We start from the raw sequence: 26,907 nt of genomic DNA on the forward strand, positions 1-26,907 counted from the left end.
GGTCAGCCCTTGGGCTCGATGACCAACACGGGGATGTCCCGGTCGGTCTGGGCCTGGTACTCGTCGTAGCCGGGCCACACCTCGGTGGCCACCGCCCACCACTCGGCCTTCTCGTCCCCGGTGACCTCCCGGGCGGTGGCGTCGACCACCGTCTCGCCGTCCTGGAGGGCCACCACCTCGGGATGGGCCTTGAGGTTGTGGTACCAGACCGGGTTCTGGGGAGCGCCGCCCATGGAGGCCACCACCGCGTAGCGGCCGTCCTTCTCCACCCGGATCAGGGGGGTCTTGCGCTGCTTGCCGCTCTTGGCCCCCAGCGTCGAGAGGATCACGCACGGCGCTCCCTGCATGACGCCCCCCTCCCGGCCCCCGGTGGCCTCGTACTGCTCGACCTGGGTGGCGACCGGCTCCCAGGGGCTGGGCTCGTACGGCGCGTCGATGGGCATGGGGCTCTCCTCTCGTCGGGGCCCCGACGCTACCGGCCCCCCGCCCCGGTGGGCGCCGCCGGTCCTGGCCAACGACGCCTCAGAGCGGCAGCCGGTTGCGGATCCAATCGGCGAACAGCGGATCGACGACCACGTAGCGCCCCTCGTCCTCGATGACGTGGCCCCGGTCCACGAGACGCCGGCGCGCGTGCTGGGCGGTGCCGGTGGGGAGGTCGAGGATCTTGCCGGCGGCGCCGAAGAGGCTGCCCCCCGAGGCCAGGATGCGGAGGACGGACTTCTCGCCCTCCTGGAGCCCGGAGTACAGCCGCTCGTGGCCATCCGCGGTCGCGGCCCGGATCGCGGCCAGCGCCTCGTCGCAAGTGGCCTCGGTGGCCGTCCCGCCCGCGGCCACCAGCCGCCAGGCGGCATCGGCCAGCTGCATCGAGCGCTGGGGGTGGCCCTGGGCCACGGCCGCCACCCGGCCGGCCACCGGCCCGGCGTCGCGTCCGGTGGCGGAGAAGCCCTCGACCACGGCCTCGACCACCTCGGCCTGGCTGAGGGGCCCGATGGGGAGCAGGTCGGCCTGGGCGTAGAACGGCTCGGCCTGGTCGGTGAAGAGCATCCGCATCATCGAGGGCTCCGACCCGGCGAACACCAGGCCGATCTCCTGGTAGTGGTGCTGGAGCCGGGTGCGGAGCAGGCCGGCGGCGCCCTCCACGTGGGTGATCCCGGAGAACTCGTCCATCACCACCAGGGTGGGCGTCTCGGCCGCGGTGCGGGTGAGCACGTCGAGGAGGGCGTGGGTGGCCAGCACCGGGTCGGGTCGGGACCGTCCCACCTGGCGCAGCTCGACCCGCACCAGGCCCAGGTTGAGGGAGAGCCCGGCGGCCACCTGCGTGGCCCGCTCGGCGAACCTCCCGGTGACCCGGGCCAGGGCCTCGTCGAGCCGGGTGGCCACGTCGGCCATGGAGGCCACCTCGTAGAGGTCCACCCACACCACGGCCACCCCGGCGTGGATGACGTCGTGGGCCACCCGTCGGAGGACGCTGGTCTTGCCGTAGCGACGAGGTCCCAGGAGCGCCGTGACGCGGTGCTCGGTGACCCGCTCGGTGAGGTCGGCCACCAGGTCCACCCGCCCCCGGACCTGGCCCGGGTCGAGAGGCCCCTGGTACGGGAAGGGCGAGACGTCCACCCCCGCACCCTACCGCAGAGCAGTAGCTACTTACTACCGCAGAACAGTAGGAGTGACGGGCCCAGCCGGCCCGGCCGGCCGCCGGCCCGACCCGCCGACCAGGGCCGGAACCGTGCCGCGATCGGTTTCGGGCCCGCCCACCGCCGGTGCTACGGTGATCGCTCCCACGGGGCTATAGCTCAGTTGGTAGAGCGCTTCCATGGCATGGAAGAGGTCAGGGGTTCGATTCCCCTTAGCTCCACCATGGCGGTCTCTCGCGAACTCCTGCCATCTGCCATGGCTAGGGCGAGAGAGCCCGCCAAGGTCCCACGGCCCCCCATCCGGGGGGCCGTTTCGTTTCCGTGCCCCGCTTCGGCGGAGGCCCGCAGGGCCCCTCGCTCCCGCCGAAGCTGCACCAACACCCGGTAGGGCTCTCGGAGCGCATCGTCAGTGACGTAGTAGCCCTCGATGTAGAGCTTGTCGAAGATGGCCAGGTCGACCAGCCGGCGGTGGTCGTCCTCGACCTGCCGGTACAGGGTCTGCGCGCTCTCCAGCAGACCGAGGTGTGCTTCCAAGGTCTCGGCGCCGGCCCGCAGGTCCGTGACTCCTTCATCCAGCTCGGCTTGCAGCGCTTCTTTCTGGCGAGCGATATCTCGCAGCCGCTGCCGCACCTTGCCGCTAGCGATGTCGCCGTCGGCCGCCAGGTCCAGCAGGTTCTCCTCTTGGGCGTCGAGCCGAGCCAACTGTCGCTTGGACTGCTGCACGAGCAAGGCAGCGGCGGTCTGCTGGGGACTGCCGCGCGGAGGGGTGACATCTGAGCTGGCTTGCTGAGGCAGGCCCAGAGAGGATGTCGCTATGCCCCAGCCTTATCCCCGCGAGTTCCGCGATGACGTGGTCCGTGTGGCCCGCGACCGCGATGACGGCGTGACCTTGGAGCAGATCGCGGCGGACTTCGGGGTCCATCCGATGACGTTGTCGAAGTGGTTGCGTCAGGCCGCGATCGAGGACGGCGATCGCCCAGGCGTGACCGTCGCGGAGTCCGCCGAGCTGCGAGCTGCGAAGCGCCGCGTCCGGCTGCTTGAGCAGGAGAACGAGGTGCTCCGCCGAGCAGCTGCCTATCTGGGGCAGGCGAACCTCCCAAAAGGCTGATGTACCCGCTCGTTCGTGAGCTCGCCGCCGACGGTGTCCCTGTCGTGGTGTCGTGTCGGGTACTCGGTCTTGCTCGCCAGCCCTTCTACCGGTGGCTCCGATCGCCGTTCACCGACGGTCAACTCGCCGAGGCCCACCTGGCCAACGCGATCTTCGACGCTCACCGCGACGATCCTGAGTTCGGTTACCGGTTCCTCGCCGATGAGGTCCGCCAAGTCGCACACGACGTGTCCGATCGGGTCGTATGGCGGATCTGCCGGGACCACGGCTGGTGGTCAGTGTTCGGCAAGCCCAAGGCGCGCAAGGGCTTGAGGCCCGGCAGGCCGGCTCATGAGGACCTGGTCCGCCGGGACTTCACCGCCGCAGCGCCCAACGAGCTGTGGCTCACCGACATCACCGAGCACCGCACCCACGAAGGCAAGCTCTACCTGTGCGCGATCAAGGACGTGTTCTCGAACCGGATCGTCGGCTGGGCCATCGACGAGCGCATGAAGGCCCGGCTCGTGGTCGCACCGATCGAGATGGCCGTCGCCCGCCGCGACGGTGACGTCGCCGGCTGCATCGTTCACTCGGACAGGGGCTCGCAATTTCGCGCCAGGAAGGTGCACCGGGCCCTGACCCGGCATCGCATGGTCGGCTCGATGGGCCAGGTCGGCTCCGCCGGCGACAACGCCGCAATGGAGTCGTTCTTCGCGCTCCTCCAGCGCAACGTGCTGGACCGTCGCACCTGGACCACCCGCAACGAGCTGCGCATCGCGATCGTGACCTGGATCGAACGCACCTACCACCACCGCCGACGCCAAGCCCGCCTCGGCCGGCTCACCCCGCTCGAATACGAGATGATCATGACCCTTCAGACGGCGACCGCCGCCTGATAACCAACTGTCACCTCAACGCGCGGCAGTCCCCTGGTCGGCCAGGGCCTCCTGCACCCGCTGGCGAACCTCGGCCACGAGGTCGGATCCAGGGTGACGGTGCCGTAGTGCTCGGCGATGGCCGCCTCCACCATGTCGGTGTGCATGTAGGGAGCGTCGCACTCGCCCCGGTTTCGGGCGACGCAGTAGAAGTACCAGTAGGTGCCGCCTCGACCCTTGCCCATGGTGAGCAGCAATCGGGATTCCACGCCTCGCTTTGTGGCAGGCCCCACACCAGATGCTGCCCTTGAGGTAGTGGTGGTGCTTGCGTTCCTTCACTCCGGACCCCCGCCGGCCCTCCTGGACAAGCTGCACCTGTTCGAACAGCTCCCGGGAGATCAGCGACCGTGGCGAAGGCTGGCTACGTCTCCGCAACCGAGACGGACTGGGCTCTGCCGGAAGTCGCCGAATCCGCGCTGGTTGGTTGGTTCGCAGAAATGCCGGCCTGGATGGCGGGGGCCTGACCATACCCGCCGTTGTCGTGCTCATCGTCATGGTGGTCTGCCTAGCCCGGTTACCGATACCACTCGCTTTCGCCCCCGCGTAGACCGACGCCCCGGTCATGCTGTGTCGGTGGGAGGCAGAGCGGTCGCAGCGCCGCACCACGATGTGCTGCTGGCGAGCTGAACCTGGTGCGCCGGGAGGGCATTACCCGGCTGAGGGACCTCGATCTACCGGCTCTGGTCCAGCCGCCTGCCGTTGCCTGGCTGGAGCGCTTCGAGGCCTACTACCGGGTCTGGGCGCCGGTCTCTGGCATCGGCGGTGACCTGACGCCTACCGGTCGACGCTGCCGAGGCCGACTGGCCTAGGACCGGCTGCCAGGTACTGACGGGGCCGATGATCCCGGCTACACCCAAGAGATCCAAGCGGCCGGTTACCTGACCTCGGCGTTGTGCCATTTCACTAGCTACCTGGTGGGAATGAAGCGGCAGGTCGACCGCTACGGCGGTATGTGGTTGTTGTCCGACGCCCGGCGGAGCAGGAACTGGCAGACGCGATGTACCGGATCGCCGAGTTACCAAAGTCGAGTGGCACAAGTGGGCAGCGCAGTGCCGCTGCAGGTGGGACGACGCCGAGCAGTTGGAGCAGGAGCACTACACGACCCACGGCCCTCATCAGGGCATCGAACCGCGCTGCCAGCTGCACGCCATGGTGGCCGCCGCCGGCGAAGACTGCGCGCTGATCGACGACGACTGGCGACGGGTGGCCGACTGGTACCGGTTGCCGATGGGGACGGCCGGACCCATCGGGACAGCCGCTGTACGACGACCATCGAACAAATCAGGAGTAGGGCCGAGCGATGTCGCCCACAGTCGGCCTCCGTCGTTATAACGATACCGGCACGATGAGTGCCTGTTCGGGCACTCTGCACGGTCGATCCCAACACCAGGCTAACATGGTGTCAGCGTGCCGCCATAGCTGTAGCCTAGCGCAATCTTGCGATGAGCGCAGGCTGAAGGCTCAGGTGAGCTATGGATCTCTTGTCCGGACGTTCCGGCGCGAACCTTATGCACCATCTTGCTCGGGTCCTCCGAGTGGCTACGCCACTAGCGGTGGCAATACTCATTGGTCTGTGGGTGAACGCGTTATCGACCAAACTGCAGGGTGGCAACGACCTCTTTAAGGCTATCAGGCAACTTGGGTTTCAGAACGTCTGGCTCTGTTTGGGGCTCGGATGCGTGGTCGGCAGTGAGTTTGCTCACGAAAAACTCGATCAGCGCCGAGCGGCAGAGCTAGCCGACTACGCGGGGGGCCTGCTCGATCAAGAGAGGCGGCTCGCACATCTTCTACTTCGCAGTTTCGCCGAACAGATAGGTCGATCATTAGGTACCGCGTGCAACGCACGCTATTTTAACGCGATTGACGAGGACGGGGAAGTACGTCTTTACCAAGACCGCTCGTTGGTTTATGAAGCCGTCCCGATGCCTGCCGAGTACGGGTTCACTTCGGTCAGCGTCACTGATAGATCCTTTGTATCTGCCAGAGCCTATCAGCACCGAGCACCGATATTTGAGAACCTTAAATCGAGTCACACTGAACGCTATAGCGAGCTCGTCCGCCCAAACGTGGACCCAGAACAAAAATGGGTACTCGCCTGTCCTGTACTACAAATCGATCCTAGAGACGACATTCATAGAAGAGAGCGTCCGCCATTTGGTGTAGCGGTCTTCTATAGCACTGAGCGCGTCCCCCTTCGGTACAGACGAAGGAATCGAATTCGGCGAGCGTTGCATGATGCGCAACTAGTTAGCGAGCACCTATCGCACATTATGGCTCTTCAGTGGAGCATTCCTCGTAAGGGTGGAAGCGATGTTTGAACAGATGCCGCGTTCGATATGCGTACGTGTTACTCGAAAGTGCAACGCTCACTGCGGGTTTTGCCAAGCTCCTGATACTGACTCTGGAAGGTTGTCGGTGGCAGAACTGGGTGCGATCAGTGACTTGTTATATGCGGCGGGCGTCCGCTCCCTCAAATTGTCGGGCGGTGAGCCAACTACCCGAAGGGATCTTCCGGAGGTAATTCGTCGCGTGAGCCTGTCCGGCCTGAGCGTGACCCTGATCTCTAACGGCATCCATATCTCTGCTGCCACCATCAAGGCATTGGGAGAGGTCTCTGCCACTGTGAAGCTGAGTATTCACTACCCAAACGAGTTGAATGACACCATCCTTGGGAGGCCGTGCTTCGAATCAGTAGTCGGTTCGGTTTCGAGGCTCCGAGAGGCAGGAATAGAGGTTGCTATCAACACTGTGCTTACCCCAGCGAACATGTCAGTGGTCGAGGGTATGGTGCAGTTCGCCAAGGACCATGACGTGTGGAAGGTAAGTTTTATCCCGGTCGTCCCCCGTGGCCTAGCGCTCATGATGAGTGAGTATCATCTGACTCCTAGTGCTGTCGGCGAGATTCGGGACGAGATAGGGAGGCTCGCTGGCTCAGCACCCCCCGTCGTGCGTTGCATTGACATCAGACAAAAGGACTACTGGATAATCGAAAATGACGGCTCAATGTGGGTAGAGCGGGCAACCCATGCACAAGATAGTCAGCTTTGTGATAACCTAGGTCTTAAGGACTGGCTAGAGGAAGCTATCGCCTATACGGAAGGAGTACTGCGTTGAGTGACCAGCAATGGATGGCTAGGTGCGTCGAACTAGCGCATGCTGCCGCGGACTCGGGCAATTATGCTCTAGGTGCAGTGGTGGTTCGCGAGGGCATCGAGATCGCTCGCTCCCAAAGCGCGCTGATACACACGCCTGACCCGAGCGCTCACCCAGAGCTAGTTGCTATTCGGGAGGCAGCCGAAAAACTTGATTCTAGATACCTCAACGATTGCGTCCTTTACAGCACGCTAGAGCCCTGCCCGATGTGCACCTCAGCTGCTATATGGGCCAAGATGAGCAGGATAGTGTTCGGGGCGAGTCAAGGTGAGGCTTTGGAGTGGGCGCTGGCCCATCCCGACCCTGTCTATACGTGGCGGCAAATCCTGATACCAGCCGAGGTCGTTGCAGCTGCTGGTAACCCACATGTAGAGGTGCACGGTGGCGTGATGTCCGCCGAGTGCAAGGCGCTGTTTGAGTTGAAGTCGAAGGTCTAACAGTCGGAAAAGAAGTCGCTGGCTAAAGGAAAACTCGATGGAAAACGAGGCTCATGCTCTTGAGTGGACCGATTCGACTATCGCTCGATTCTGGCGTCATGAACAGCACTTTCCTGAGCACTCGTTTTCCTCGAAGTACGGTTCGGCCATTATTTCACATTTTAGCGCTTACCTGGCAAAGGGGTCACGCGTCCTCGATTTCGGATCTGGCCCAGGTTATCTGACCACTTTACTTGCCAGACGCGGCTGCCGCGTCTGGGCTACTGATGTGCTTGAGGAAGCTCGCTCGGCAACCTGTGCAAGGAATATTGATGTTCATGGCTTCATGGGCTGCCTCCCGCCATCGTCTTTACAAAAGCATGAGGGATACTTCGACTGCATCGTGGCGGTTGAAATCATCGAGCATTTAACCGATGCGGCATTCGACGAATTTTGGTTGACGGCTCATAGCCTGCTGCGAGCATCGGGCACGCTGTTCATTACTACGCCAAATGCTGAGAACCTTGAGAAAAAAAGCGTCTACTGCCCGGGTTGCGGCCATACCTTTCACAGGTGGCAGCATGTACGTTCTGTAACTGTAGAATTGCTCATCGACGTGGCGGAGAAATACGGTTTCCGCCCGGTGAGTGTAGGAACTGTCGACTTTCGTCGCTCAACCTCACTCTGGAACTGGCTAATTAAACGGGTCAACATTCGAAGAGGCAGCACTTCTGAACCGCATCTGTATGCAGTCCTGGCCGCTATCCCGTAGTGTTGATCCGATACACCTTCGCCGCTCGGCCCCGCCCGTCGTGCTCGGGATCGTCGCCGACCTCGACCACTGAGCCCTCATCGGTCAGCTTCCTTACGTAGTTCCTAGTCGTGGTGATGTCTCGCTCCAGCTTCTCGGCTAGGTCGGCCAACTTCCAATCGGCCGGCAAAGCCTGAGCGACTGCTAGGACGTCCTCAAGGGGGAGACGGGGCGCCCGGGTGCCGGAGCTGCGGCGCGTCCGGCCAGCGCCGCTTGAGGCACGCCCGCCGGCGGGCAATTCGAAGCCAGCTTCCTTGAGTACGTCATCTGGCACGCCGAGGGCCTGGAAGGCCGTCGCCGGAACGCCCTCGCTGTCGGCCCAACCCTTCGCCTCGGCGACGAAGACGACCCGCTCGCCCGAGAAGTCGGGCACCCGACCAGGCTCCTCGCGCTCCAGCTCGGCCAGGAGCTTGAGCTTGTTGAGGCTGTCCGCCTCGGCCCGCACCTGCTCCTCACCGTCCCGGCGTCGACGCCGCACTCGCCACCCAGCGTCCTCGAGGCCCCTGCCTCGTAGCGCTGACGCAGCAGGGTGGCCTGGGCATCGTCGATCAGGTTGTAGCGACGCTCAACACCTTGACGTTCGAGCACCTTTAAGATCGTCTCTCGGCACACGGTGTAGCGCTTGCCCAGCTCAACGGCAGTGGTACCCGCCCGGTACAGTTCAGCGGCTTCCCGCTGTTCTGCGGCCGACAGGCGACGTTGCAGGTTCCTCACCGCCGCCCTTCCAGGAGGTCGCGTCACGGCGGGGAGGGCGAGCAGCGCCCGCGGTTTCTTGGCCGGGTAGGAACCGTTCGCGAGCAGTTTCAAGTCTCCACGGAACCCCATCCTGCGTGGTTCGCGTCGCCTCAGGGGACGTAGCGGGTCGTCCAGGTGCAGTTGAGCTCCGGTCCGAAGCCGAAGACCACGGTCAGCTCACCGATGTCGATGGTGGCCTCCTCACCTGTCCAGACCAGGGTGGTGCGCTCGAAGCTGCTGGGCGGGTGCAGGAAGGACAGGCTTTCGCCGGGGCCGGCGACGCCACTGCCCACCTGCAGGTCCTGGCCCGATGTGTTGACCAACCGAACCTCGACGCCGGTCGGGAACACGCAGTCGGCTCGCAGGTCGAACAGGGCGGGCACCGAGGCGACCAGTTGGTCGGTGGTGCCGTTGAGCGTGGTGACCTGCGCGTCGAAGGGCTCAGGGCCAGCCGGGCCGGGAGGTCCCTGCTCGCCCTGCGGCCCCGCGGGGCCCTGTTCGCCCTGAGGTCCCGAGGGGCCAGGCGGTCCGGTAGGACCGGTGACGTTCCACTGCAGGGCCGTCTCCAGCCGGTTGCAGGGCCGGTCACCCTCGAGGCGGAGCGAACCGTTGATGCGGTTGGCACAAGCCTCGATGACCGGCGGCCCGCCGACCTGGCCGGCTGCGGCCACCGCCACCCCGGCCAGGGTCACCGCCACCACGGCCACCGCCGCGGCGACCTTGGCCCGGACCCGCACGCGCCGCAGTGACGACATGGGCACCCCTCCCCTGCTCGATGCCATCGCCCCTCCGGCGGCGGCTGGCGGGCACGCTACCGCCGGGCGTCAGCTGCGGCAACGACCGGCGACGGCTCAGGCGTCGGGGGACCAGGGGAGGCGGGGGACGTCGGCCCAGAGGCGTTCCAGGTCGTAGAAGGCCCGGGCCTCCTCCAGGAACACGTGCACCACCCAGTCGCCGTAGTCCATGAGGACCCAGCGGGCGTCGTCGAGGCCCTCGACGCGCTGCGGCTTGCGCCCGGCCTCGATGGTGAGGCGGTGCTCGACCTCCTGGACCACGGCCCGCACCAGGCGGACGTTCGAGGCGCTGCTGATCACGAACATCTCGGTGATGCCGAGCAGGTCGCCGACCTGGAGGATGACCGTGCGCTCACCCTGCTTGTCGTCCGCGGCCCGCGCCGCCAGGACGGCCAGGTCACCGGTGTCGAGGTCCACGGGCGTGGTCGCCTCGTCAGCCACCGTCGCCCTCCTCGAACTGGTCCAGCACGTCCTGCCCGACGGTGATCACGATGTCCGCTCCCTCGGTCTCGGCCCGGGAGGCGGCCATGGTCGAGATCCGGGGCTCCCCTCCCAGGACCAGCTGGGCGGCGTCCGCGGCCGGGCGCCAGGCACTGTCGGCGATCTCGATGGTGGTCTCCTCCTGCCCGAAGCTCTCGGCGTTGCCCAGCTGGGCCAGCGAGGCCCCGTTGTCGATCAGGGCGTGCAGGAGCGCCCGCGGCAGCGGCGCCCCCTCGGCGCCGTTGAGGAGCTTCAGGGCGTAGCGCCGGCCGGGGCCGGGCGACTGCGGGTACGGCACGGCATCGGTGATCTGGCTCTCGAGCCCGTCCTCGGGGACCAACACCGGCGTGTCCTCGGCGGCGTCGGCGGCCCGGCCCACGTCCAGGGTCTCGACCCGGGTGGTGCCCGCCTCGTCGGTGGCCCCCGCGGCCAGGACCCGCAGGAACGGACCCAGCCCGGTGGCGGTGGTGGCCGAGCCGACCGCGCCGTCGCCGGCCGCCCCCAGGGCCGACAGCCACGTCGACCACACCACCTCGTTGCGGGCCAGGCGGGCCAGCTCGGCCTCGGACAGGCTGGCCTCGGACGCCGTCTCCGACACGGCGGGGCCGCTGGTGGCCCGCAGGAACGGCCCGACGTCGCCGGCCTCCAGCACCAGCTCGCCGGCCTCCAGGGTGCGACCGTCGTCCAGGGTGACGTCGTCCGGGTTGTCGACGGTCAGCGGCGCGGCGGAGCGCACCAGCTCGGCGAGCTGGCCGTCGGTGAGGTCGATGAGCTCCTGGATGGCCACCCCGAGGCGGTCCTCGACCTCGCGACGGAACGTCTCCAGGGACCCGCCCAGGCCTTCTTCGTAGGCCTGCCCCAGCCACCCGATGAGGTACTTCACCTCGCGGACCTGGGTGTAGAGCGGGAGCTGGAGGACGGTGCCCCCGGTGGCGCCGGCGCCGAGGGCCAGGAGGGTGGCCGAGGCCAGCTCCCCGTCGGCGTCGCGGTGCACCACCAGCGCCGTGCGGGTCGGCTCGACCAGGGCCCGGTAGCCGGGCTCGGACGGGTCGTTGGTGCCCTCGACCAGTCGCCCGCCCCGGCTGTCGCTGATGCGGTCGGCCCCCACCAGGCCGAGCACCGGGATGGCGGCGATGAGCAACACCAGGGCGGCCCCGAAGGCGGCCGAGCGGGCGGTGAGGCGCCGCCGCCCACCCGCGGCCGGCTCCGGTTCGGGGCCGGGGTCGGGCTTGGGCTCGGCGGCCAGGACGGGGCCGCCGGCCGGGATGGGCCCGCCGGCCGGGACCGGCGACGCCGGCCGCTCAGGCGGTGGTGGTGGCGGGGCGGGGGGCGGCGGGGGCGACGCCTGGGGCCCGGTGGGGCCGGGAGCCGCCGGCGGGGCCGGCGGCGCTGGGGTGGGGTTCGCGCCGGCCCGGCGGTCGCCCGGGGCCGGCGGCGTCGGGGGCGGGCCCTCCGGGCGGGCCAGGGGCTCGTCGCCCGGCCCGGCCAGGAGCCGGTCGAGGGAGCGGAGGTCGTAGGCCACCGTCGACAGGTCGCTCGGGTCCTCCCCGGGCCGGGGCGGAGGGGTCGGTGCGCTCTCGGCCCCGACCTCCGGCGACCCGCCCGAGGGGGGAGGCGGGTCCGCGGGCTCCTTTGGAGCCGGCCCGGGTCCCCCCCGCTCGCGCCGCGGCCGGGGTGGGGCCGGGTCGAGGGGTGCAGGGGTGGGGCCGTCGTCCACGTCGGCCAGCAGAGCTGCCAGCCGTGCCGCCGCGTCCGAACGGGTCCTCCTGCCATCCGGGGATGGCGGATCGCTCACCGGGCCCACGATAGAGGCCGGCCGGCCGAGCCGAAGAGCCGCCCCGCCGGCTCCCGCCGGCGTCCCGCCCGAGTCACGGCCGGTAGAGCCGACGACGACCGATGACGTCGATCACGCCGGGGGCCACCAGGACGTCGATCGGGTGACCGGCGGCCACGTCGGCCCGCAGGCGGGAGCTGGACACGTCGAGCTGCTCCAGGTCCACGTGGACCAGGTCGGCGCCGGGCAGGACCACGGGGCCGGGGGCACCGGGCCGGGCCACCACCGCCAGCCGGGCCTGGGCCAGGAGCTCGTCGGGGCGCTCCCAGGTGGGCACCAGGGCGGCGGCGTCGGTGCCCAGGATGACGGTGACGGGCCGATCGGGTCGCTCGGCCCGCAGCTCGGCCACCGTGTCGACGGTGTAGGAGGGCCCCTCCCGCCGCACCTCGGCATCGCTGACCTCCAGGCCCGGCACGCCGAGCGCCGCGGCCCGGGCCATCTCCAGGCGGATCGGGGCCGGGGTCACGGCCCGGACCCGCTTCTGCCACGGGTCGCCGTTGGGGACGAGCAGCACGACGTCGAGCTCGAGGGCGTGGCGCACCATCACAGCGGCCCGCAGGTGGCCGATGTGGGGAGGGTCGAACGTGCCGCCCAGGACCCCGATCCCGCGGTTTCCGCCCTCCCCGGTGACCGACGTCACCGTGCGATCCGGAAGCCGCTGGGCAGGGTCACGGTTGCACCGTAGCCACCCCCCCTCGGGACCCTTGGTGGGGCCCCCTTTCGGAATACTGGGAGGGGGTATCAAGTTGGAGAGACGGCAATGAGCGATTCAGTCGGACAGTACCTCAACGAGATCGGCCTGGTCCCCCTGCTCACCGCCGATGAGGAGCGGGAGCTTGCCCAGGTCATCGAGGCGGGCGTGGCCGCTCGCCAGCGCCTCGCCGACGGCGAGGACGGCGCCGAGCTGCGGCGGGCCGACCGGGCCGCCGAGCGGGCCAAGGACCGGTTCATCCGGGCCAACCTGCGCCTGGTGGTGAGCGTGGCCCGCCGCTACCCCCTGCCGCCGGGCATGGAGCTCCTGGACCTGGTCCAGGAGGGCAACATCGGCCTGGAGCACGCGGTCGACAAGTTCGACTGGCGCAAGGGCTTCAAGTTCTCCACCTACGCCACGTTCTGGATCCGCCAGGCCATCGGCCGGGCCCTGGACCAGAAGGCCAGCCTGATCCGGCTGCCGGGCGATCGCTCGGCCAGCCTGCGGGCGGCTCTCCGGCAGGTCTCCGGCGACGGCGACGAGCTCGACGTCGAGCACGCCACGCTCCACCGGCTCACCACGCCGACCTCGCTCGACCGCACCGTGGGCGACGACGACGGCAACGAGCTGATCGACCTCCTGGCCGACGACAAGGCCGGCCCGGAGACCATCGTGATGGCCCGGGCCGAGGAGGACTACGCCACCAGCCTCCTGGAGGTGCTGGAGCCCCGGGCCCGCTACGCCGTCGAGCAGCGCTTCGGCATCAACGACGGGCGCAAGCGGTCCTACCGCGAGGTGGGCGACGAGCTGGGCGTCACCGCCGAGGCGGCCCGCCGGCTGGTCAAGCGAGCGGTCCACACCGTGCGGTCCGAGGCCGAGGCCCGGATCTCCGCGGCCTAGACTGAGCACATCGTCTAGTCGAACATCGATTGCGGCCGTTCTTGACCAGAGCGGGCCGCGCATGGGCCGGGCCGATTAGGCGAAACGCGCTTTGCATCCGAGGCGAAGAGCGGGCACGCTGGGGGCATGCTCACCACCGAGCGCCCTCTCGATGACGCCTCCGCCCCCTGGCGGGACCGGACGGCGGCCCAGCAGCCCGACTGGCCCGACCTCGAGGCGGTGGCTTCGGCGTCGGCCGAGCTGGCCGGCCTGCCCCCCCTGGTGTTCCCGGCCGAGAGCCGCGAGCTGACCGCGGCCCTGGGTCGGGTGGCCGAGGGGCGGGCCTTCCTGCTCCAGGCCGGCGACTGCGCCGAGTCCATGACCAGCTTCTCGGCCGAGTCGGTGCGCCAGCGCCTCCAGGTCATCCTGCAGATGGCGGTCGTGCTCACCTACTCCTCGGGCGTGCCCACGGTGAAGATCGGCCGCATCGCCGGCCAGTTCGCCAAGCCCCGCTCCTCGGGCACCGAGACGGTCGACGGCGTGACCCTGCCGTCGTTCCGGGGCCACATCGTCAACGGCGACGAGTTCACCGCCGAGGCCCGGATGCCCGACCCGGGCCGGATGGTCCGGGCCTACCACCAGGCGGCCTCGACCCTGAACCTGCTCCGGTCCCTGACCCGGGGCGGCTTCTCCGACCTGGCCAAGGTCCACTCCTGGACCCAGAGCTTCGTGGAGGCCACCCCGCAGGGCCAGCACTACCAGGCCCTGGCCGACGAGATCAGCGGGGCGCTGAAGTTCATGACGGCCTGCGGGGTCGACACGGCGGCGCTGCCCACCCTGCACCAGACCGACTTCTACACCAGCCACGAGGCCCTGCTCCTCCCCTACGAGGAGGCCCTGACCCGGCGCGACCCCCAGACCGGCGACCTGTACGCCACCTCGGCCCACACCATCTGGATCGGCGAGCGCACCCGGCAGCTCGACGGGGCCCACGTGTCGTACTTCGCCCACCTGGCCAACCCCATCGGCTGCAAGATCGGGCCCACGGCCACGCCGGAGGAGGTGCTGGGCCTGTGCGAGGTGCTGAACCCCGAGCGGGTGCCGGGCCGCCTCACCCTCATCACCCGCATGGGGGCGGGGGCCATCGAGGACGGGCTGCGGCCCCTCCTGGCCGCGGTGCGCGACGCCGGCCACCCGGTGGTGTGGGCCTGCGACCCCATGCACGGCAACACCTTCACCTCCGACAGCGGCCACAAGACCCGCCGAGTGGACGACATCCTCGACGAGATCGCCGGCTTCTTCCGGGCCCACGCCGCCGAGGGCACCTGGGCGGGGGGCGTGCACGTGGAGCTGACCAGCGACGACGTGACCGAGTGCCTGGGCGGATCGCAGGAGATCCTCGACAGCGACCTGTCCCTCAAGTACGAGACGGTGTGCGATCCGCGCCTCAACGGCCGCCAGTCGCTGGACCTGGCCTTCCGGGTGTCCGAGGAGCTGCGGGCCCGGGCCTGATCCTCCTCGGTTTCGGGAATGTTGACCTAGACGATCAGGTTTGTCACTCTTTGAGGACGGACCGGCCCTCCTCGGTCCCGGATCCACGTCTCCGAGAGGCCCGTCATGCCCACCACCGAGATCGACCCCGATCAGCTCGCCGACATCGAGAAGTTCGAGGCCCTGCTGGCCCAGCACCTCGAGGGGACCATCGACGAGGACGCCTTCCGGGTCTTCCGCCTGAACAACGGCATCTACGGCCAGCGCCAGGGCGGCCACAACCAGATGGTGCGGGTGAAGATCCCCTACGGGTCGATCCTCCCCCACCAGTTGGAGATGATGGCCGAGATCGCGGATGAGCACTCCCGGGGCTGGGGCCACATCACCACCCGCCAGAACGTGCAGTTCCACTTCGTGGCCCTGGAGGAGATCCCCACCGTCCTGCGCAAGCTGGCCTCGGTGGGCATGACCACCCGGGAGGCGTGCGGCGACACCGTCCGCACCGTGCAGGGCTGCCACCTGGCCGGCGCCTGCCCGTTCGAGCACATCGACATCAGCCCCTGGGCCGAGGCCGCCACCGAGCACTTCATCCGCAACCCGCTCAGCCAGCGCCTGCCCCGCAAGTTCAAGATCAACTTCTCGGGCTGCTCCACCGACTGCGGCCAGGCCATGTTCAACGACGCCGGGGTCATCGGCGTCACCCGCACCCGCGACGACGGCACCACCGAGGCCGGCTTCCGGGTGTTCGTGGCCGGCGGCCTGGGCGCCAACCCCCACCCGGCCCTGGCCCTGGAGCCCTTCACCCCCCGTGAGGAGCTGATGGCCACCCTGGAGGCCATCCTCCGGGTGTTCAACAACCACGGCAACCGGGACAACAAGATCCGGGCCCGCATGAAGTGGCTGGTCGACACCATGGGCTGGGAGGAGCTCCAGGCCCGGGTGCTCAAGGAGCGCAACCTGCTGGTGGCCTCGGCCACCTGGCCCGGCGGCATCCCCGAGCACGTGCAGAAGGCGGGCGACGCCCCCGCCGGCCGTTCGGCCACCATCGAGCCGACCCCCATGGGCCACGGCACGGCGGTGGCCATCCGCTCCGGGGCCTACGAGGCCTGGGAGAGCGCCAACGTGGTCCGGGGCGAGGCCAAGGGCACCGTCTCGGCCTACGCCTGGAGCCGCCTGGGCGACGTCACCTCGGAGCAGTGGCGGGCCCTGGCCGCCATCCAGCGGGAGCTGGGGGCCGACGTGCGCCTCACCAACCGCCAGAACCTGGTGTACCGGGGCCTGACCGAGGCCCAGCTGCCGGTCCTGTTCGAGCGCCTCACCGCCATCGGCATGGCCCAGCCCGGCGCCGAGCTGGTGCGCGACGTGGTGGCCTGCCCCGGGGCCGACACCTGCAACCTGGCCGTCACCCAGAGCCGGGGCCTGGCCTCGGCCATCGGCGAGACCCTGGAGGAGGAGGGCCTGGCCACGGTGGGCGGCCTGCGCATCAACATCTCGGGCTGCACCAACTCCTGCGGCCAGCACCACACCGCCGACATCGGCTTCTACGGGGCCGAGCGCCGGGCCCACGGCACCGCCGCTCCCGGCTACCAGATGCTCCTGGGCGGCTACGTCGGCGAGGAGCGGGCCGAGTTCGGGGCCCGGGCCCTGCGCCTCCCGGCCAAGGCCGCCCCGGCCGCCGCCACCGCGGTGGTGCGCCGCTTCAACGACGAGCGGACCGCGGGCGAGAGCTTCCGCAGCTGGCTCGACCGCTCCGGCGGCGCCAAGGGCGTGGCCGAGGGCCTGAAGGAGTACGGGGTGTTCCCCACGCCGGAGGACGCCCCCGAGTTCTACGTCGACTACGGGGAGACCGGCCCGTACGTCGCCGAGGTCGGCGAAGGCGAGTGCGCCGCCTCCTGACCTCCGTCCCACCCATCGCGAACCCCTGAGGCTCCACCATGAGCGCCATCACCGGGCCCGGCATCGGGCCACTGACCATCCCCGACTTCACCGACGCCGAGCTGGCCGAGCTGAACCGCGAGTTCGAGCACCTGCCGGCGGCCAAGGTCATCCAGTGGGCGGTGGACACGTTCTCGCCCCACCTGTGCATGACCGCGTCGTTCACCGACGCCGTGCTCATCGACCTGGCCGTGCGCATCGACCCCGGCATCGAGGTGGTGTTCATCGACACCGGCTACCACTTCCCCGAGACCCTGGAGACGGTGGAGCAGGTGCGGCGCCGCTACGGGCTCAACCTGCGGATGATGACCGTGGCCCGCCAGGAGGAGGAGCTGTGGGCCGCCGATCCCGAGAACTGCTGCTCGGCGGTGAAGGTGGGCCAGCTCGACCGGGCCCTGGCCGGCAAGGGGGCGTGGATGAGCGGCCTGCGCCGGGCCGAGGCCGACGTGCGGGCCACCGCTCCCATCGTGGTGCGGGACCTGCGGGGCCTGGTCAAGGTGAACCCCATCGCCACCTGGTCCGATGCCGACGTGCAGGGCTACATCGACGACCACGACGTGCCCGTCAACCCGCTGACCCAGCGGGGCTACCCGTCCATCGGCTGCATGCCCTGCACCTCGCCGGTGGGCGAGGGCGAGGACGTCCGGGCCGGGCGCTGGCGGGGCAGCGAGAAGACGGAGTGCGGCCTCCACGTCATGTGACGGAGCCCTGGTGGGAGGCCCGGGAACCGGGTTCGGACCACCCGGGAGGGCCCGCTACGCTGCCCTCACCCCTGTGGTGTAGTGGCTAACATAGCGGTCTCCAAAACCGTTGCCCCGGGTTCGAGTCCCGGCGGGGGTGCTACCCGGATCAGAGCTTCACGTTGAGGGTGAGGCCGTCTCCGACGGTGAGCAGGACGGTCATGACCCGGGCGTCGGCGGCGGCGTGGTCGTTGTAAGCCCGGATGGCGGTGCGGTTCGCATCGGCCCCGTCGGGCTCCAGCACGTCACCGCTCCACAGGGTGTTGTCGACGGCCAGCACGCCGCCGGGGCGGAGGCGGGGCACCAGGGCGTCGTGGTAGGCGACGTAGCCGCCCTTGTCGGCATCGATGAAGGCCAGGTCGATCGGCTCGTCGTCGCCGAACAGGTCGCCGGCCAGGGTCTCGGCCGCCGGGGCGATGCGCAGGTCGATGCGGTCGGCCACGCCGGCCTCGGCCCACGTCTCCCGGGCGATGGTGGTCCACTCCTCGCTGACGTCGCAGCACACCATCCGCCCGCCGGGGGCCAGGTTGCGGGCCACGGCCAGGGCCGAGAGCCCGGTGAAGGTGCCGACCTCGACGGCCCGCCGGGCCCCGGTGATCCGGGCCAGCACGCCCAGGAGGGCCGACTGATCGGCGGCGATCTGCATGCCGGCGGCGTCGCCCAGGGCCCGGGTCCGCTCCACCAACCGGCGGGCCACCGGGTCCAAGGGCGCGCTGTGGCCCTCCACGTAGGCGGCCAGCGCGTCGGTGAGCAGGAACGACCGGGGGCTCATGACGCCATGCTCCCATGCCGCCGGCGGCTCAGCTCGGGAGCGAGCCCCGGGGAACCACCCATTGGTGGGGGGCGCCTCCGGCGGCAGCGATGCGCTCGAAGTCTGCGTCGTAGTGGAGCACGGTCAGGCCCGCCCCCTGGGCCGCGGCCGAGATCATCAGGTCCGGGATCGGGACGCGGTGCTGGCCCCGGCGGGCCAGGGCGTGCTGCAGGTCGACGGCCCGCTCCACCACCTCGGCGGTGACGGGGGCGACCTCCAGGCTGCGGCGCTCCTCCCGCACGGTCTCGTAGTCGGCCAGGGAGCGGCTGCTGTAGAGCACCTCGAGGTCGACGACGGCGCACGTCGCCACCAACCCCTCCTCCAGGAGGGGCCGGAGCCGCCGGGCGACGGCGGGGAGGCGGAAGCGGGCGAGGGCGCTCTTGTCGGCCAGGTAGGCGGCGGTCAGCGCCACGCGCCCGACATGACGTCGGGGTCGTCGAGGTCCAGGCCCTCCATGGTGGCCAGGCGCTCGGCGTGGCGCCGGCGGCGGTCGGCGTCGATGACGGAAGCGAGGGAGCGGTTCACGGCGTCCTTCATGGTCGAGGTTCCCAGGATGGACGACGCCTCGGCGAGGAGGTCGTCGTCGATGTCGACGAGTCTCTTGCCCACGCAGGCGAGTATATATGCGAAAGCTGGTGGAAGATATACGCCGACCCGGCCCAGGCGGGCCGGAACGGTGTGTGCAGTGGGAGTGCAAGAATGCGACCATGCGCTTCGGCATCTTCTACGAACACCAGCTGCCCCGGCCCTGGGGGCCCGACGACGAGTACCAGCTCCTGCAGGACGCCCTCGACCAGGTCGAGCTGGCCGATCGGCTGGGCATCGACCACGTGTGGGAGGTCGAGCACCACTTCCTGGAGGAGTACAGCCACTCCTCCGCCCCCGAGGTGTTCCTGGCCGCGGCCAGCCAGCGGACCCAACGCATCCGCCTGGGCCACGGCATCGTCCAGCTGCCCCTGGCCTTCAACCACACCGCCCGGGTGGCCGAGCGGGCCGCCACCCTCGACCTGCTGTCCAACGGCCGGGTCGAGCTGGGCACGGGCGAGGCATCGTCGGAGGCCGAGCTGGGCGGCTTCGGCGTCGACCGGGCCACCAAGCGCGACCAGTGGGCCGAGGCCCTCGACGCCCTGACCCGGATGATGGTCGAGGAGCCGTTCCAGGGCGCCGACGGCCCCTACCTGCAGATGCCGCCCCGCAACGTGGTGCCCAAGCCCCGGCAGAAGCCGCACCCCCCGCTGTGGGTGGCCTGCAGCCGCAAGGAGACCATCCACCTGGCGGCCGAGAAGGGCATCGGCGCCCTGTCGTTCAGCTTCGTCAACCCCGACGAGGCCAAGCACTGGGTCGACGACTACTACACGACCCTGGCCTCCGAGGCCTGCGTGCCGGCCGGGTTCGACGTCAACGCCAACCTGGCCGTGGTGCTGCCCTTCATGTGCCACGACGACGAGCAGACCGCCATCGACCGGGGCCTCGACGGCGGCCACTTCTTCGGCTTCTCCCTGCTCCACTACGCCTTCGGGCAGCACCAACCCGGGGTCACCAACATCTGGGACGAGTTCCAGGAGAAGCGGTCCGCCTTCGGCTTCGACCGCACCATCGCCTCGGGCACCGGCGGGCACCTGGGGGCCACCATCGAGCAGAACGGCATCGGCTCCCTGCGGGGGGCCATCGGCACCCCGGACCAGGTCCGGGACCTGCTCCGGGCCTACGAGGACGTGGGCGTCGACCAGGTCATCTTCGTGGCCCAGGCCGGCCGCAACCGCCACGAGCACATCTGCGAGAGCCTGGAGCTGTTCGCGGCCGAGGTCCTGCCCGGCTTCGCCGAGCGGGCCGACGCGGCCGAGGCGGCCAAGCGGGACCGGCTGGCCCCCGCCGTCGAGGCCGCCCTGGCCCGCCGGTCGCCGGCCCGGGAGCCGGGCGGCGACTACCGCATCCCGGCCGCCATGCAGGTCTGACCCGGGACGACCCGGCCGGCCGACGGTCCCGGGGGTCCATCCCCGCCGCTGGCGGCCGATAGGTTCCGGGGCGCACCCCGCACCGGCGCCACCGCCGCCCGGCCTCGCACCGCGCAGGAGACCACCATGCCCGACCTGTCCGAGGACGTCCTCGCCCCCGACGTCGTGGTCCGGCGGGCCCCGACCACCGAGGCGCCGGCCCGGCCCGGGGCCGACGGCGGTCCCCCCCTGGTGGGGGCGGGCGACGGCGCCCTGTGGGCCCGGGCCGAGGTCGGCTCGGCCGGCGTCGACCTGGGCCACGGGAGCGTCAACGCCGTGGTGCGGGAGGGGACGGTGCTCTTCGACGCCCAGGGCGGCGCCGGCCTGGTGATCGTCCTGCGGGGCGAGGTGGACATCAGCGTCCACGGCGAGCTGGCCCGCACCGCCCGGGCCGGGGAGGCGGTGTCCTTCGACGCCACCGGCCGGGTCAGCGATCCCGACCCCGTGGACGCCGCCGAGCTGGCCCGCGACCCGTTCATCTCCCTGAACCTGGTGCTGGACGCCCTGGCCGGCGTGCCCCTCCGCCTGCCCGAGGTCCCGCCCACCCCGGTGAGCACGGGGACCGGCGCCCCGCCACCGGCCGGCGACGACGGGCCCCGCCGGAGCCGCAGCATCTTCGGCGGCAGCCGGTCGCGCTCCTGAACGGGGTCAGTACCGCCCGGCGTACTCGGGCGTGGCCACCAGGGCCCCCACCAGGAAGCTCACCGGGGCCCCGGCCCAGAGATCGACCTCGCAGCTGCACGGCACCCGGCGGAGCAGGGCGAAGGTGGTGATGATCACGTCCACCTCGTCCTGGGTGGCGGCCCGGTTCTCGGCCGACTCCGAGAAGCCGATCATCACCTGGCCCCGGCTCCGGTGGCCGGTGGCCAGCTCGTTGGTCCAGTACGCGGCGCCCGAGGGGTCGGCCGGGCGGCCCAGCACGTTCTCGTACACCCGGTCGACGAACCCGGCGTCGTCCAGCGAGCCGTAGCGGGCGACGAACTCCGGCGAGGTGGCCATGTAGTCGGCCACCCAGCTCAGGGGGCGGCCGCCGTAGATCTTGCTCCACCAGTACTGCATGCCCGGGGTGTCCGGGTCGCGGAGGAAGAAGGCCCGGTACAGGCGGGCGACGCCCCCGGCCCGGGACTGGTAGGAGGAACCGCCGAGCCGCTCGGCCACGTAGTCGGGCGGGAGCTGGCCGCCGGACAGGGCGAACAGGGCGGCCGACCGCTCCGAGCTGGTCGGGGCCCGGTTGTACAGGTCGCGGTAGGTGGCGTTCACCAGGGCGGTGTCGGTGAGGTGGGGGCCGTCGACGACCTGCTGGTAGATCCACGACGAGAAGGCCGAGACCTTGGCGTACACGCCGGGGTACTCGCCGCAGCCGATGCCGAAGCTGGTCACCCCGACCTGGACGAAGAAGCCGCCCGCGTCGATCACCAGCGGGCCGCCACTGTCGCCCTGGCAGGTGTCCTCGCCGCCGAAGCGCTCGCCGGCGCACAGCATCGACGAGGAGATGATGTCGTCGCCGTAGCCGGCGTCGCGGCACTCCTGGTCGCTGATGACCGGGACGGTGACCTCCCGCAGGGTGTCGACGGTGGGCCCCCCGGGGCTGACCGACCCCCAGCCGGTGAGGGTGGCCGGGGTGCCCGCCGGCACCTCCACGCCGGGCGGGACCACGAACTGGTGCGGCGCGCTGGTGGGGTCCCGGAGCTGGATCACCGCGATGTCGCGGTGGGGGTCGGGCTTGGGGTCGTAGCCGGGGACGATGCGAATGGCCTGGGCCTGGTACCGGGTGCCGCCGGAACTGCGGGTCTGGGTGCCGGTGAGGACCTGGATGGTGCTGGCCGACCGGCCCGAGACGCAGTGGGCGGCGGTGAGGGCCCACGAGGCGTCGATGACCGTGGCCCCGCACCGGTAGCCGCCGTTGGAGTACACCCCGGCGTGCGACGGCCAGGCCCCGGGGGGGGCGACGGAGCCCCCGACGACGCGGGGCGTCGGCTCGGGGGTGGGGGGCGGGGGCTCGGCCGCGGCCCCGGCGCCGGCGGGGACGGCCAGGCCGGCCAGGGCGGTGGCCACCACCAGCAGGACCAGGCCCAGGGGGTGGCGGGACGGGCGGGCGGCGCGCCCGGGGGTCAGCACCGATCCAGCCTGCCAGACGCGGGCCCGCCGGGGACGACCGGCGCCGCCGCCGGGAAGGGGCTACGAAGGGGCGGTGCCGTCGCCCATCGAGGACTACGCCCTGCTCTCCGACACGGAGTCGGCGGCCCTGGTGGCCCGGGACGGCTCCATCGACTGGCTGACCTTCCCCCGCTTCGACTCCCCGGCCTGCTTCGCCGCCCTCCTGGGCTCGCCCGAGCACGGCCGCTGGCTGCTGGCCCCGGCCACCGAGGTGCGGCGGGTGGAGCGGCGCTACCGGCCCGGGACGCTGGTGCTGGAGACCACCTTCCACACCGCCGAGGGCACCGTCCGGGTGGTGGATGCCATGCCCGTGCGGGACCGGACGCTGCAGGTGGCCCGCCTGGTGGAGGGCGTCAGCGGGCGCGTGCCGATGCGTATGGAGCTGGTGGTGCGGCTGGACTACGGCTCGATCGTGCCCTGGGTCCGGCGGGGCGACGGCGTGGTGCGCTTCGTGGCCGGCCCCGACGCCCTGGTGCTCTCCGCCCCGGTGGAGGTGGTGGCCGACGGCTGGCGCCACGTGGCCGACTTCGCGGTGGACGCCGACCGCTCCTACGGCTTCGAGCTGGCCTGGCACCCGTCGTCGTCGCCGTCGCCGCGGCCCCAGGACGTGGCCGGCAGCATCGAGCGCACCACGGAGTGGTGGGAGGCCTGGAGCGGGCGCTGCCGCCGCCCCGATCGGTGGGCCGACGTCGTGGTCTCGTCCCTCACCGTGCTGAAGGGCCTGACCTACGCCCCGACCGGGGGCATGGTGGCCGCGGCCACCACGTCGCTGCCCGAGCTGGTCGGCGGCCAGCGCAACTGGGACTACCGCTTCTGCTGGCTGCGCGACGCCACCTACACGCTGCTGGCCCTGCTGGAGGCCGGCTTCACCGAGGAGGCCGCGGCCTGGCGGGACTGGCTGCTGCGCGCCGTGGCCGGTCGGCCCGACCAGGTGCAGATCATGTACGGCGCCCGGGGCGAGCGCCGGCTGCCGGAGTGGGAGGTGCCGTGGCTGCCGGGGTACGAGGGCTCCTCCCCGGTGCGGGTGGGCAACGCGGCCCACGCCCAGCTCCAGCTGGACGTGTTCGGGGAGGTGCTCGACTCCCTGGACCAGGCCTCGATGGCCGGCGTGGGCGATGCCGACGGGGACACCTGGGCCTTGGCCACCGCCCTGGTCGAGCACCTGGCCGGCGTGTGGGACCAGCCCGACGACGGCATCTGGGAGGTGCGGGGCGGCCGCCGGCACTTCACCCACTCCAAGGTGATGGCCTGGGTGGCCCTGGACCGGGCCCTGCGGTGGGCCCGGCGCGACGGCCTGGCCGCCCCCGAGGGCCGGTGGCGGGGCCTGCGCGACCACATCCAGGCCGACGTGCTCCGCCACGGGGTCGACGACCGGGGCGTGCTGGTCCAGGCCTACGGGTCCACGGCCCTGGACGCCAGCCTGCTCATCGTGCCCCTGGTCGGCTTCCTGCCCCCCACCGACCCCCGGGTGGTGGCCACCGTGGAGGCCATCCAGCGGGAGCTCACCGAGGACGGCTTCGTCCGGCGCTACCGGCCCGAGCACACCGACGACGGCCTGCCCGGGGGCGAGGGGGTGTTCCTGCTGTGCTCGTTCTGGATGGTCGATGCCCTGCACCTGATGGGCCGCGCCGCCGAGGCCGAGGCCCTGTTCACCCGCCTGGTCGGCCTGCGCAACGACGTGGGCCTGCTGGCCGAGGAGTGGGACCCGACCGCCGGCCGGATGCTGGGCAACTTCCCCCAGGCCTTCTCCCACACCGGGCTGGTGGAGTCGGCCCTCCTGCTCTCACAGCAGGGCGGGGCCCGGCGTCGCCACTGACGAGATCAGGTGCGGGAGTCCTCGGCAGATCGCTCGAAGAACCACCGGGCGATGCTCGTCATGTGGGGCTCGAAGTCGCCGGGGACGGAGACGTTGAGCATGCCGGCCCGCTCCGAGCCGCGGTTCTCGAAGTCGTGGGTCACGTTGCCCGGCACCAGCACGAAGGACCCGGCGCTCGCCTCGACCCACTCGGTCCCCACCAGCACGCTCATGGTGCCGGCCAGGACGTAGAACACGTCGTCCTCGGGGTGCGAGTGCGGGCCCGGTCCCTTGGTGCGCGGATCCAGCCACCACTCCGAGATCGAGTACCGGCCCCCGGTCTCCGCGCCGTCGGCCTTGAAGACCGCCGAGAGGGGACCCATGGGGTATGCCCTGCCCTCACCCGGTCCCAGCACCACCGGTCGTCGGCCGGCGACGTCACCGCTGTCGGTCATCGCCGTTCCTTCCTCCGACCGCCAGGCTACTGGTGATCGAGGATCGACCGCCCGGTCGGTAGTGGGTCAGTTTGAAACTGACCCACTACCGCCCGGTCGATCTGGTGGCCAACCCGACCGACCTGGCCTGCCAGGCTCACTGTCTCACCTCCTCCGCATGGTGATCGCATGATCCCTTCCGGGCTCATCGGGGCCGTGGCCGAGATCGAACGGCGGCCCGTCGAGCTGGCTTCCGAACTCAACCCCGATGCTGTGCCCCTCTCCGAAGCCGGGCGTCTCCACGACCGGCTCGACCGGGCCGTGCGGGCCCTGGCCGTCGGCCAAGACCCTGCTGGCCCCGCGGGTGGCCGCGTCGCGGGAGTGGCAGCAAGGCGGGCACCGGTCCGCCGAAGAGGCCCTGGCCGCCCGGGCCGGCACGTCGTTGTCCGCGGCCAAGGCGCCCTGGCCACGGGACAGGCCCGGCCGACAACCCCACGCTGCGCTCGGCTATGGCCACGGGCCGCCTCTCAGCCGACCAGGGCGCGGTCATCGCCGATGCGTCCCGGCTCGACCCGTCGGCCACCGAGGGGCTGATCGCTAAGGCCAAGACGGCCAACATGATCCAGCTCCGGGCCGAGGCCGGCCGGGTGAAGGCCGCCGCCGCCGCCGACCCGGACGCCACCCACCGGCGCCTGCATCGGGCCTGCCGCCTCACCCGCCACACCGCCAGCGACGGCGCTCGCCACCTCCACCTCCAAGGGCCCGTCGACGCCGTCTCCGTCATCAAGGCCGAGCTCGACCGCTGCCTCACCCACCACATCCGCGCCCTCCCCCCCGGGCGTCCCACCGAGTCCCGCGACACCATGGCCTTCGACGCCGCCGTCACCATGGCCCGCCGCACCGTCCTCGAGCACGACCACCCCTACGGAGCCGAGTACAAGGACACTCGCCACACCCGTCTCGACGAGCTCGACCGGCTCTGCCACACCCATCACGACCTCCACACCCACCGCGGCTGGGCCCTCGTCCCCGGCACCGACGAGACGGTCAGGCCAGGTGGTCGATGAAGCGCTCGAGCTGGCGGAGGTTCCGGCACTCGAACACGCCGTCGCAGTGGGTGGAGTACTCCCCCACGATGGAGTCGCCGGTGTCCCAGTAGTTCCGGGGCTCGGGGTTCAGCCAGTAGACGTGGCGGGCCCGGTGCTGCATCTCCTTGACCACCCAGGACTGGGAGGCGTGGTAGTTGTTCCGGGCGTCACCCAGGAGGATCACGGTGGTCTTGGGCCCGATCTCCCGGCCCCACCGGTTCCAGAACTCCTCGAAGGCGTGGCCGTAGTCGGAGTGGCCGTCGACCCACACCACGTCGGCTTCGGTGTTGACGCGGTGGACGGCTTCGAGCACGTCGTCGGACTCGCTGAAGAAGCGGGTGACCTCGTCGATGCCGTCGATGAACACCCACGACCGCACTTTGGAGAACTGGCTGGCCATCGCGTACACGAACATCAGCGTGAACCGGGCGAAGCTGGCGACCGACCCCGAGATGTCGGCGACCACCATCACCTCGGGCTTCGACGGGTGCGGATTGCGGAACTTCGGCTCCGCGGGCACGCCGCCGTAGGACAGCGACGCGCGCACGGTCTTGCGGAAGTCGAGGTGGCCGCGGTTGCGACGCCGGCGCCGTTGCGCGAGCCGTGCTGCGAGCGCGCGCGTGAGCGGGTACACCGAGTGCTGGAGCGCGAGCATCTCGTCGCGCGACGCGTGCATGAACTCGATGTCTTCCGGCAACGGCTTCCGCAGCGTGCGGGCCATCGCCTCCACGCCGCGGTCGGCCACGAGCCGGCGACGGATCTCCTCCTCGACGAGCTCGCGCAGCTCCTTCAGCCGGGTGTCGACCTCCTCGCGCGCGAGACGCTCGTCGAGCGGCGTTTCCGGCGCGTCCCCCTGGTCGCGCGCCATGCCCATCATCCGCATGGCGAGATCGTCGAGGTCGAGCATCCGCAGCGTGCGGTACAGGTAGTACGTGCCGCCGACGGGGCGACCGGGCTCCATGCCTGCGTACTGCTGCACCGCGAGCGAGGCAAGGCGGCGCAGCTCGTCGCGA

The 26,907-nt window shown here is 70.5% G+C and carries 27 protein-coding genes and 2 tRNA genes; 15 read left to right on the top strand and 14 right to left on the bottom strand.

Annotation, left to right across the window (positions count from 1 at the left end; all coding sequences use genetic code 11):
* Positions 1 to 2: 2 nt before the first annotated feature.
* On the bottom strand, positions 3 to 443 hold the full coding sequence (locus VEW93_03690) for a nitroreductase family deazaflavin-dependent oxidoreductase (GenBank protein HYI60891.1): 441 nt from the start codon (positions 441 to 443) through the stop codon (positions 3 to 5).
* A 79-nt stretch (positions 444 to 522) separates the two neighbouring features.
* The gene (locus VEW93_03695; GenBank protein HYI60892.1) at positions 523 to 1,614 is read right to left on the bottom strand and encodes a hypothetical protein; all 1,092 of its coding nucleotides are present in this window, start codon (positions 1,612 to 1,614) and stop codon (positions 523 to 525) included.
* 168 nt (positions 1,615 to 1,782) lie between these two features.
* On the opposite strand from VEW93_03695, the gene VEW93_03700 reads away from it, so the two are divergent.
* The 3 genes from VEW93_03700 (at position 1,783) to VEW93_03710 (ending at position 3,617) form a co-directional block, all read left to right on the top strand.
* Positions 1,783 to 1,858, top strand: a tRNA-Ala gene (locus tag VEW93_03700).
* Positions 1,859 to 2,102: 244 nt separating this feature from the next.
* Positions 2,103 to 2,411: a hypothetical protein gene (locus tag VEW93_03705; protein ID HYI60893.1), complete on the top strand. Its 309-nt coding sequence runs from the start codon at positions 2,103 to 2,105 to the stop codon at positions 2,409 to 2,411.
* Positions 2,412 to 2,448: 37 nt separating this feature from the next.
* Positions 2,449 to 3,617, top strand: a protein-coding gene (locus VEW93_03710; GenBank protein ID HYI60894.1) for an IS3 family transposase whose coding sequence is annotated in 2 segments (ribosomal slippage) — positions 2,449 to 2,736 and positions 2,739 to 3,617 — 1,167 coding nt in all. Because the reading frame shifts where the segments join, the coding sequence is not laid out codon by codon here.
* Here VEW93_03710 and VEW93_03715 read toward each other — a convergent pair.
* Positions 3,596 to 3,853 (bottom strand): hypothetical protein, encoded by a 258-nt coding sequence (locus tag VEW93_03715; GenBank protein HYI60895.1) that lies wholly within the window; start codon positions 3,851 to 3,853, stop codon positions 3,596 to 3,598. The genes VEW93_03710 and VEW93_03715 overlap by 22 nt on opposite strands.
* Positions 3,854 to 5,978: 2,125 nt before the next feature.
* Here VEW93_03715 and VEW93_03720 point away from each other — a divergent pair.
* Genes VEW93_03720 through VEW93_03730 form a run of 3 tightly spaced genes read left to right on the top strand, consistent with a single transcriptional unit; the run spans position 5,979 to position 7,997 of the window.
* On the top strand, positions 5,979 to 6,770 hold the full coding sequence (locus VEW93_03720) for a radical SAM protein (protein ID HYI60896.1): 792 nt from the start codon (positions 5,979 to 5,981) through the stop codon (positions 6,768 to 6,770).
* Positions 6,767 to 7,246: a nucleoside deaminase gene (locus tag VEW93_03725; GenBank protein ID HYI60897.1), complete on the top strand. Its 480-nt coding sequence runs from the start codon at positions 6,767 to 6,769 to the stop codon at positions 7,244 to 7,246. The genes VEW93_03720 and VEW93_03725 overlap by 4 nt, the downstream gene beginning before the upstream one ends.
* Before the next feature lie 37 nt (positions 7,247 to 7,283).
* Complete coding sequence (locus VEW93_03730) at positions 7,284 to 7,997, top strand: class I SAM-dependent methyltransferase (protein HYI60898.1); 714 nt, start codon at positions 7,284 to 7,286, stop codon at positions 7,995 to 7,997.
* Here the strand turns inward: VEW93_03730 and VEW93_03735 are convergent.
* The 5 genes from VEW93_03735 to nadD form a co-directional block, all read right to left on the bottom strand.
* Positions 7,987 to 8,481 (bottom strand): hypothetical protein, encoded by a 495-nt coding sequence (locus VEW93_03735; protein ID HYI60899.1) that lies wholly within the window; start codon positions 8,479 to 8,481, stop codon positions 7,987 to 7,989. The genes VEW93_03730 and VEW93_03735 overlap by 11 nt on opposite strands.
* A gap of 400 nt (positions 8,482 to 8,881) precedes the next feature.
* Positions 8,882 to 9,532: a hypothetical protein gene (locus VEW93_03740; GenBank protein HYI60900.1), complete on the bottom strand. Its 651-nt coding sequence runs from the start codon at positions 9,530 to 9,532 to the stop codon at positions 8,882 to 8,884.
* A gap of 90 nt (positions 9,533 to 9,622) precedes the next feature.
* Positions 9,623 to 10,006 (bottom strand): ribosome silencing factor, encoded by a 384-nt coding sequence (gene rsfS / locus VEW93_03745; GenBank protein ID HYI60901.1) that lies wholly within the window; start codon positions 10,004 to 10,006, stop codon positions 9,623 to 9,625.
* The gene (locus VEW93_03750) at positions 9,999 to 11,567 is read right to left on the bottom strand and encodes a hypothetical protein (protein HYI60902.1); all 1,569 of its coding nucleotides are present in this window, start codon (positions 11,565 to 11,567) and stop codon (positions 9,999 to 10,001) included. The genes rsfS and VEW93_03750 overlap by 8 nt, the downstream gene beginning before the upstream one ends.
* A gap of 346 nt (positions 11,568 to 11,913) precedes the next feature.
* On the bottom strand, positions 11,914 to 12,519 hold the full coding sequence (gene nadD, locus VEW93_03755; GenBank protein ID HYI60903.1) for a nicotinate-nucleotide adenylyltransferase: 606 nt from the start codon (positions 12,517 to 12,519) through the stop codon (positions 11,914 to 11,916).
* A gap of 120 nt (positions 12,520 to 12,639) precedes the next feature.
* On the opposite strand from nadD, the gene VEW93_03760 reads away from it, so the two are divergent.
* The 5 genes from VEW93_03760 to VEW93_03780 all read left to right on the top strand — a co-directional run bounded on the left by VEW93_03760 (position 12,640) and on the right by VEW93_03780 (position 17,715).
* Complete coding sequence (locus VEW93_03760) at positions 12,640 to 13,470, top strand: sigma-70 family RNA polymerase sigma factor (GenBank protein ID HYI60904.1); 831 nt, start codon at positions 12,640 to 12,642, stop codon at positions 13,468 to 13,470.
* 126 nt (positions 13,471 to 13,596) lie between these two features.
* Positions 13,597 to 14,961, top strand: a complete 1,365-nt coding sequence (locus tag VEW93_03765; protein ID HYI60905.1) for a 3-deoxy-7-phosphoheptulonate synthase class II — start codon at positions 13,597 to 13,599, stop codon at positions 14,959 to 14,961.
* 105 nt (positions 14,962 to 15,066) lie between these two features.
* A complete protein-coding gene (locus VEW93_03770) occupies positions 15,067 to 16,836 on the top strand; it encodes a nitrite/sulfite reductase (GenBank protein HYI60906.1) in 1,770 nt (589 codons plus the stop codon).
* A gap of 38 nt (positions 16,837 to 16,874) precedes the next feature.
* Entirely contained in the window at positions 16,875 to 17,576 is a 702-nt protein-coding gene (locus VEW93_03775) for a phosphoadenylyl-sulfate reductase (protein ID HYI60907.1), read from the top strand.
* A gap of 67 nt (positions 17,577 to 17,643) precedes the next feature.
* Positions 17,644 to 17,715: transfer RNA gene (locus VEW93_03780), tRNA-Trp, on the top strand.
* 9 nt (positions 17,716 to 17,724) lie between these two features.
* Here the strand turns inward: VEW93_03780 and VEW93_03785 are convergent.
* Genes VEW93_03785 through VEW93_03795 form a run of 3 tightly spaced genes read right to left on the bottom strand, consistent with a single transcriptional unit; the run spans position 17,725 to position 19,035 of the window.
* Positions 17,725 to 18,387, bottom strand: a complete 663-nt coding sequence (locus VEW93_03785; protein HYI60908.1) for a class I SAM-dependent methyltransferase — start codon at positions 18,385 to 18,387, stop codon at positions 17,725 to 17,727.
* Between the two features lie 28 nt (positions 18,388 to 18,415).
* Positions 18,416 to 18,838: a PIN domain nuclease gene (locus VEW93_03790; GenBank protein ID HYI60909.1), complete on the bottom strand. Its 423-nt coding sequence runs from the start codon at positions 18,836 to 18,838 to the stop codon at positions 18,416 to 18,418.
* Positions 18,829 to 19,035 carry a type II toxin-antitoxin system VapB family antitoxin gene (locus tag VEW93_03795; protein ID HYI60910.1) on the bottom strand — a complete coding sequence of 69 codons (207 nt, stop codon included), beginning with the start codon at positions 19,033 to 19,035 and terminating at the stop codon, positions 18,829 to 18,831. The genes VEW93_03790 and VEW93_03795 overlap by 10 nt, the downstream gene beginning before the upstream one ends.
* A gap of 98 nt (positions 19,036 to 19,133) precedes the next feature.
* On the opposite strand from VEW93_03795, the gene VEW93_03800 reads away from it, so the two are divergent.
* Both VEW93_03800 and VEW93_03805 read left to right on the top strand, forming a co-directional pair.
* Positions 19,134 to 20,381, top strand: coding sequence for an LLM class flavin-dependent oxidoreductase (locus VEW93_03800; protein ID HYI60911.1), 1,248 nt, complete (start codon positions 19,134 to 19,136; stop codon positions 20,379 to 20,381).
* Positions 20,382 to 20,507: 126 nt separating this feature from the next.
* Complete coding sequence (locus VEW93_03805; GenBank protein ID HYI60912.1) at positions 20,508 to 21,062, top strand: hypothetical protein; 555 nt, start codon at positions 20,508 to 20,510, stop codon at positions 21,060 to 21,062.
* 6 nt (positions 21,063 to 21,068) lie between these two features.
* Here the strand turns inward: VEW93_03805 and VEW93_03810 are convergent, their stop codons facing one another.
* Positions 21,069 to 22,538 carry a trypsin-like serine protease gene (locus tag VEW93_03810; protein ID HYI60913.1) on the bottom strand — a complete coding sequence of 490 codons (1,470 nt, stop codon included), beginning with the start codon at positions 22,536 to 22,538 and terminating at the stop codon, positions 21,069 to 21,071.
* Between the two features lie 73 nt (positions 22,539 to 22,611).
* Here VEW93_03810 and VEW93_03815 point away from each other — a divergent pair, with 73 nt between their 5' ends.
* Positions 22,612 to 24,393, top strand: coding sequence for a glycoside hydrolase family 15 protein (locus VEW93_03815; protein ID HYI60914.1), 1,782 nt, complete (start codon positions 22,612 to 22,614; stop codon positions 24,391 to 24,393).
* 5 nt (positions 24,394 to 24,398) lie between these two features.
* On the opposite strand, the gene VEW93_03820 is transcribed toward VEW93_03815, so the two are convergent.
* Complete coding sequence (locus VEW93_03820) at positions 24,399 to 24,755, bottom strand: cupin domain-containing protein (GenBank protein ID HYI60915.1); 357 nt, start codon at positions 24,753 to 24,755, stop codon at positions 24,399 to 24,401.
* A 560-nt stretch (positions 24,756 to 25,315) separates the two neighbouring features.
* Here VEW93_03820 and VEW93_03825 point away from each other — a divergent pair.
* Positions 25,316 to 25,873 (top strand): hypothetical protein, encoded by a 558-nt coding sequence (locus tag VEW93_03825; GenBank protein ID HYI60916.1) that lies wholly within the window; start codon positions 25,316 to 25,318, stop codon positions 25,871 to 25,873.
* On the opposite strand, the gene VEW93_03830 is transcribed toward VEW93_03825, so the two are convergent.
* The coding region (locus VEW93_03830; protein ID HYI60917.1) for a VWA domain-containing protein at positions 25,854 to 26,907 on the bottom strand (1,054 nt) is incomplete at its 5' end. The two genes, VEW93_03825 and VEW93_03830, sit on opposite strands and share 20 nt — an antisense overlap.

It is taken from the genome of Acidimicrobiales bacterium, assembly GCA_035630295.1.
GTDB lineage: Bacteria > Actinomycetota > Acidimicrobiia > Acidimicrobiales > Iamiaceae > Iamia.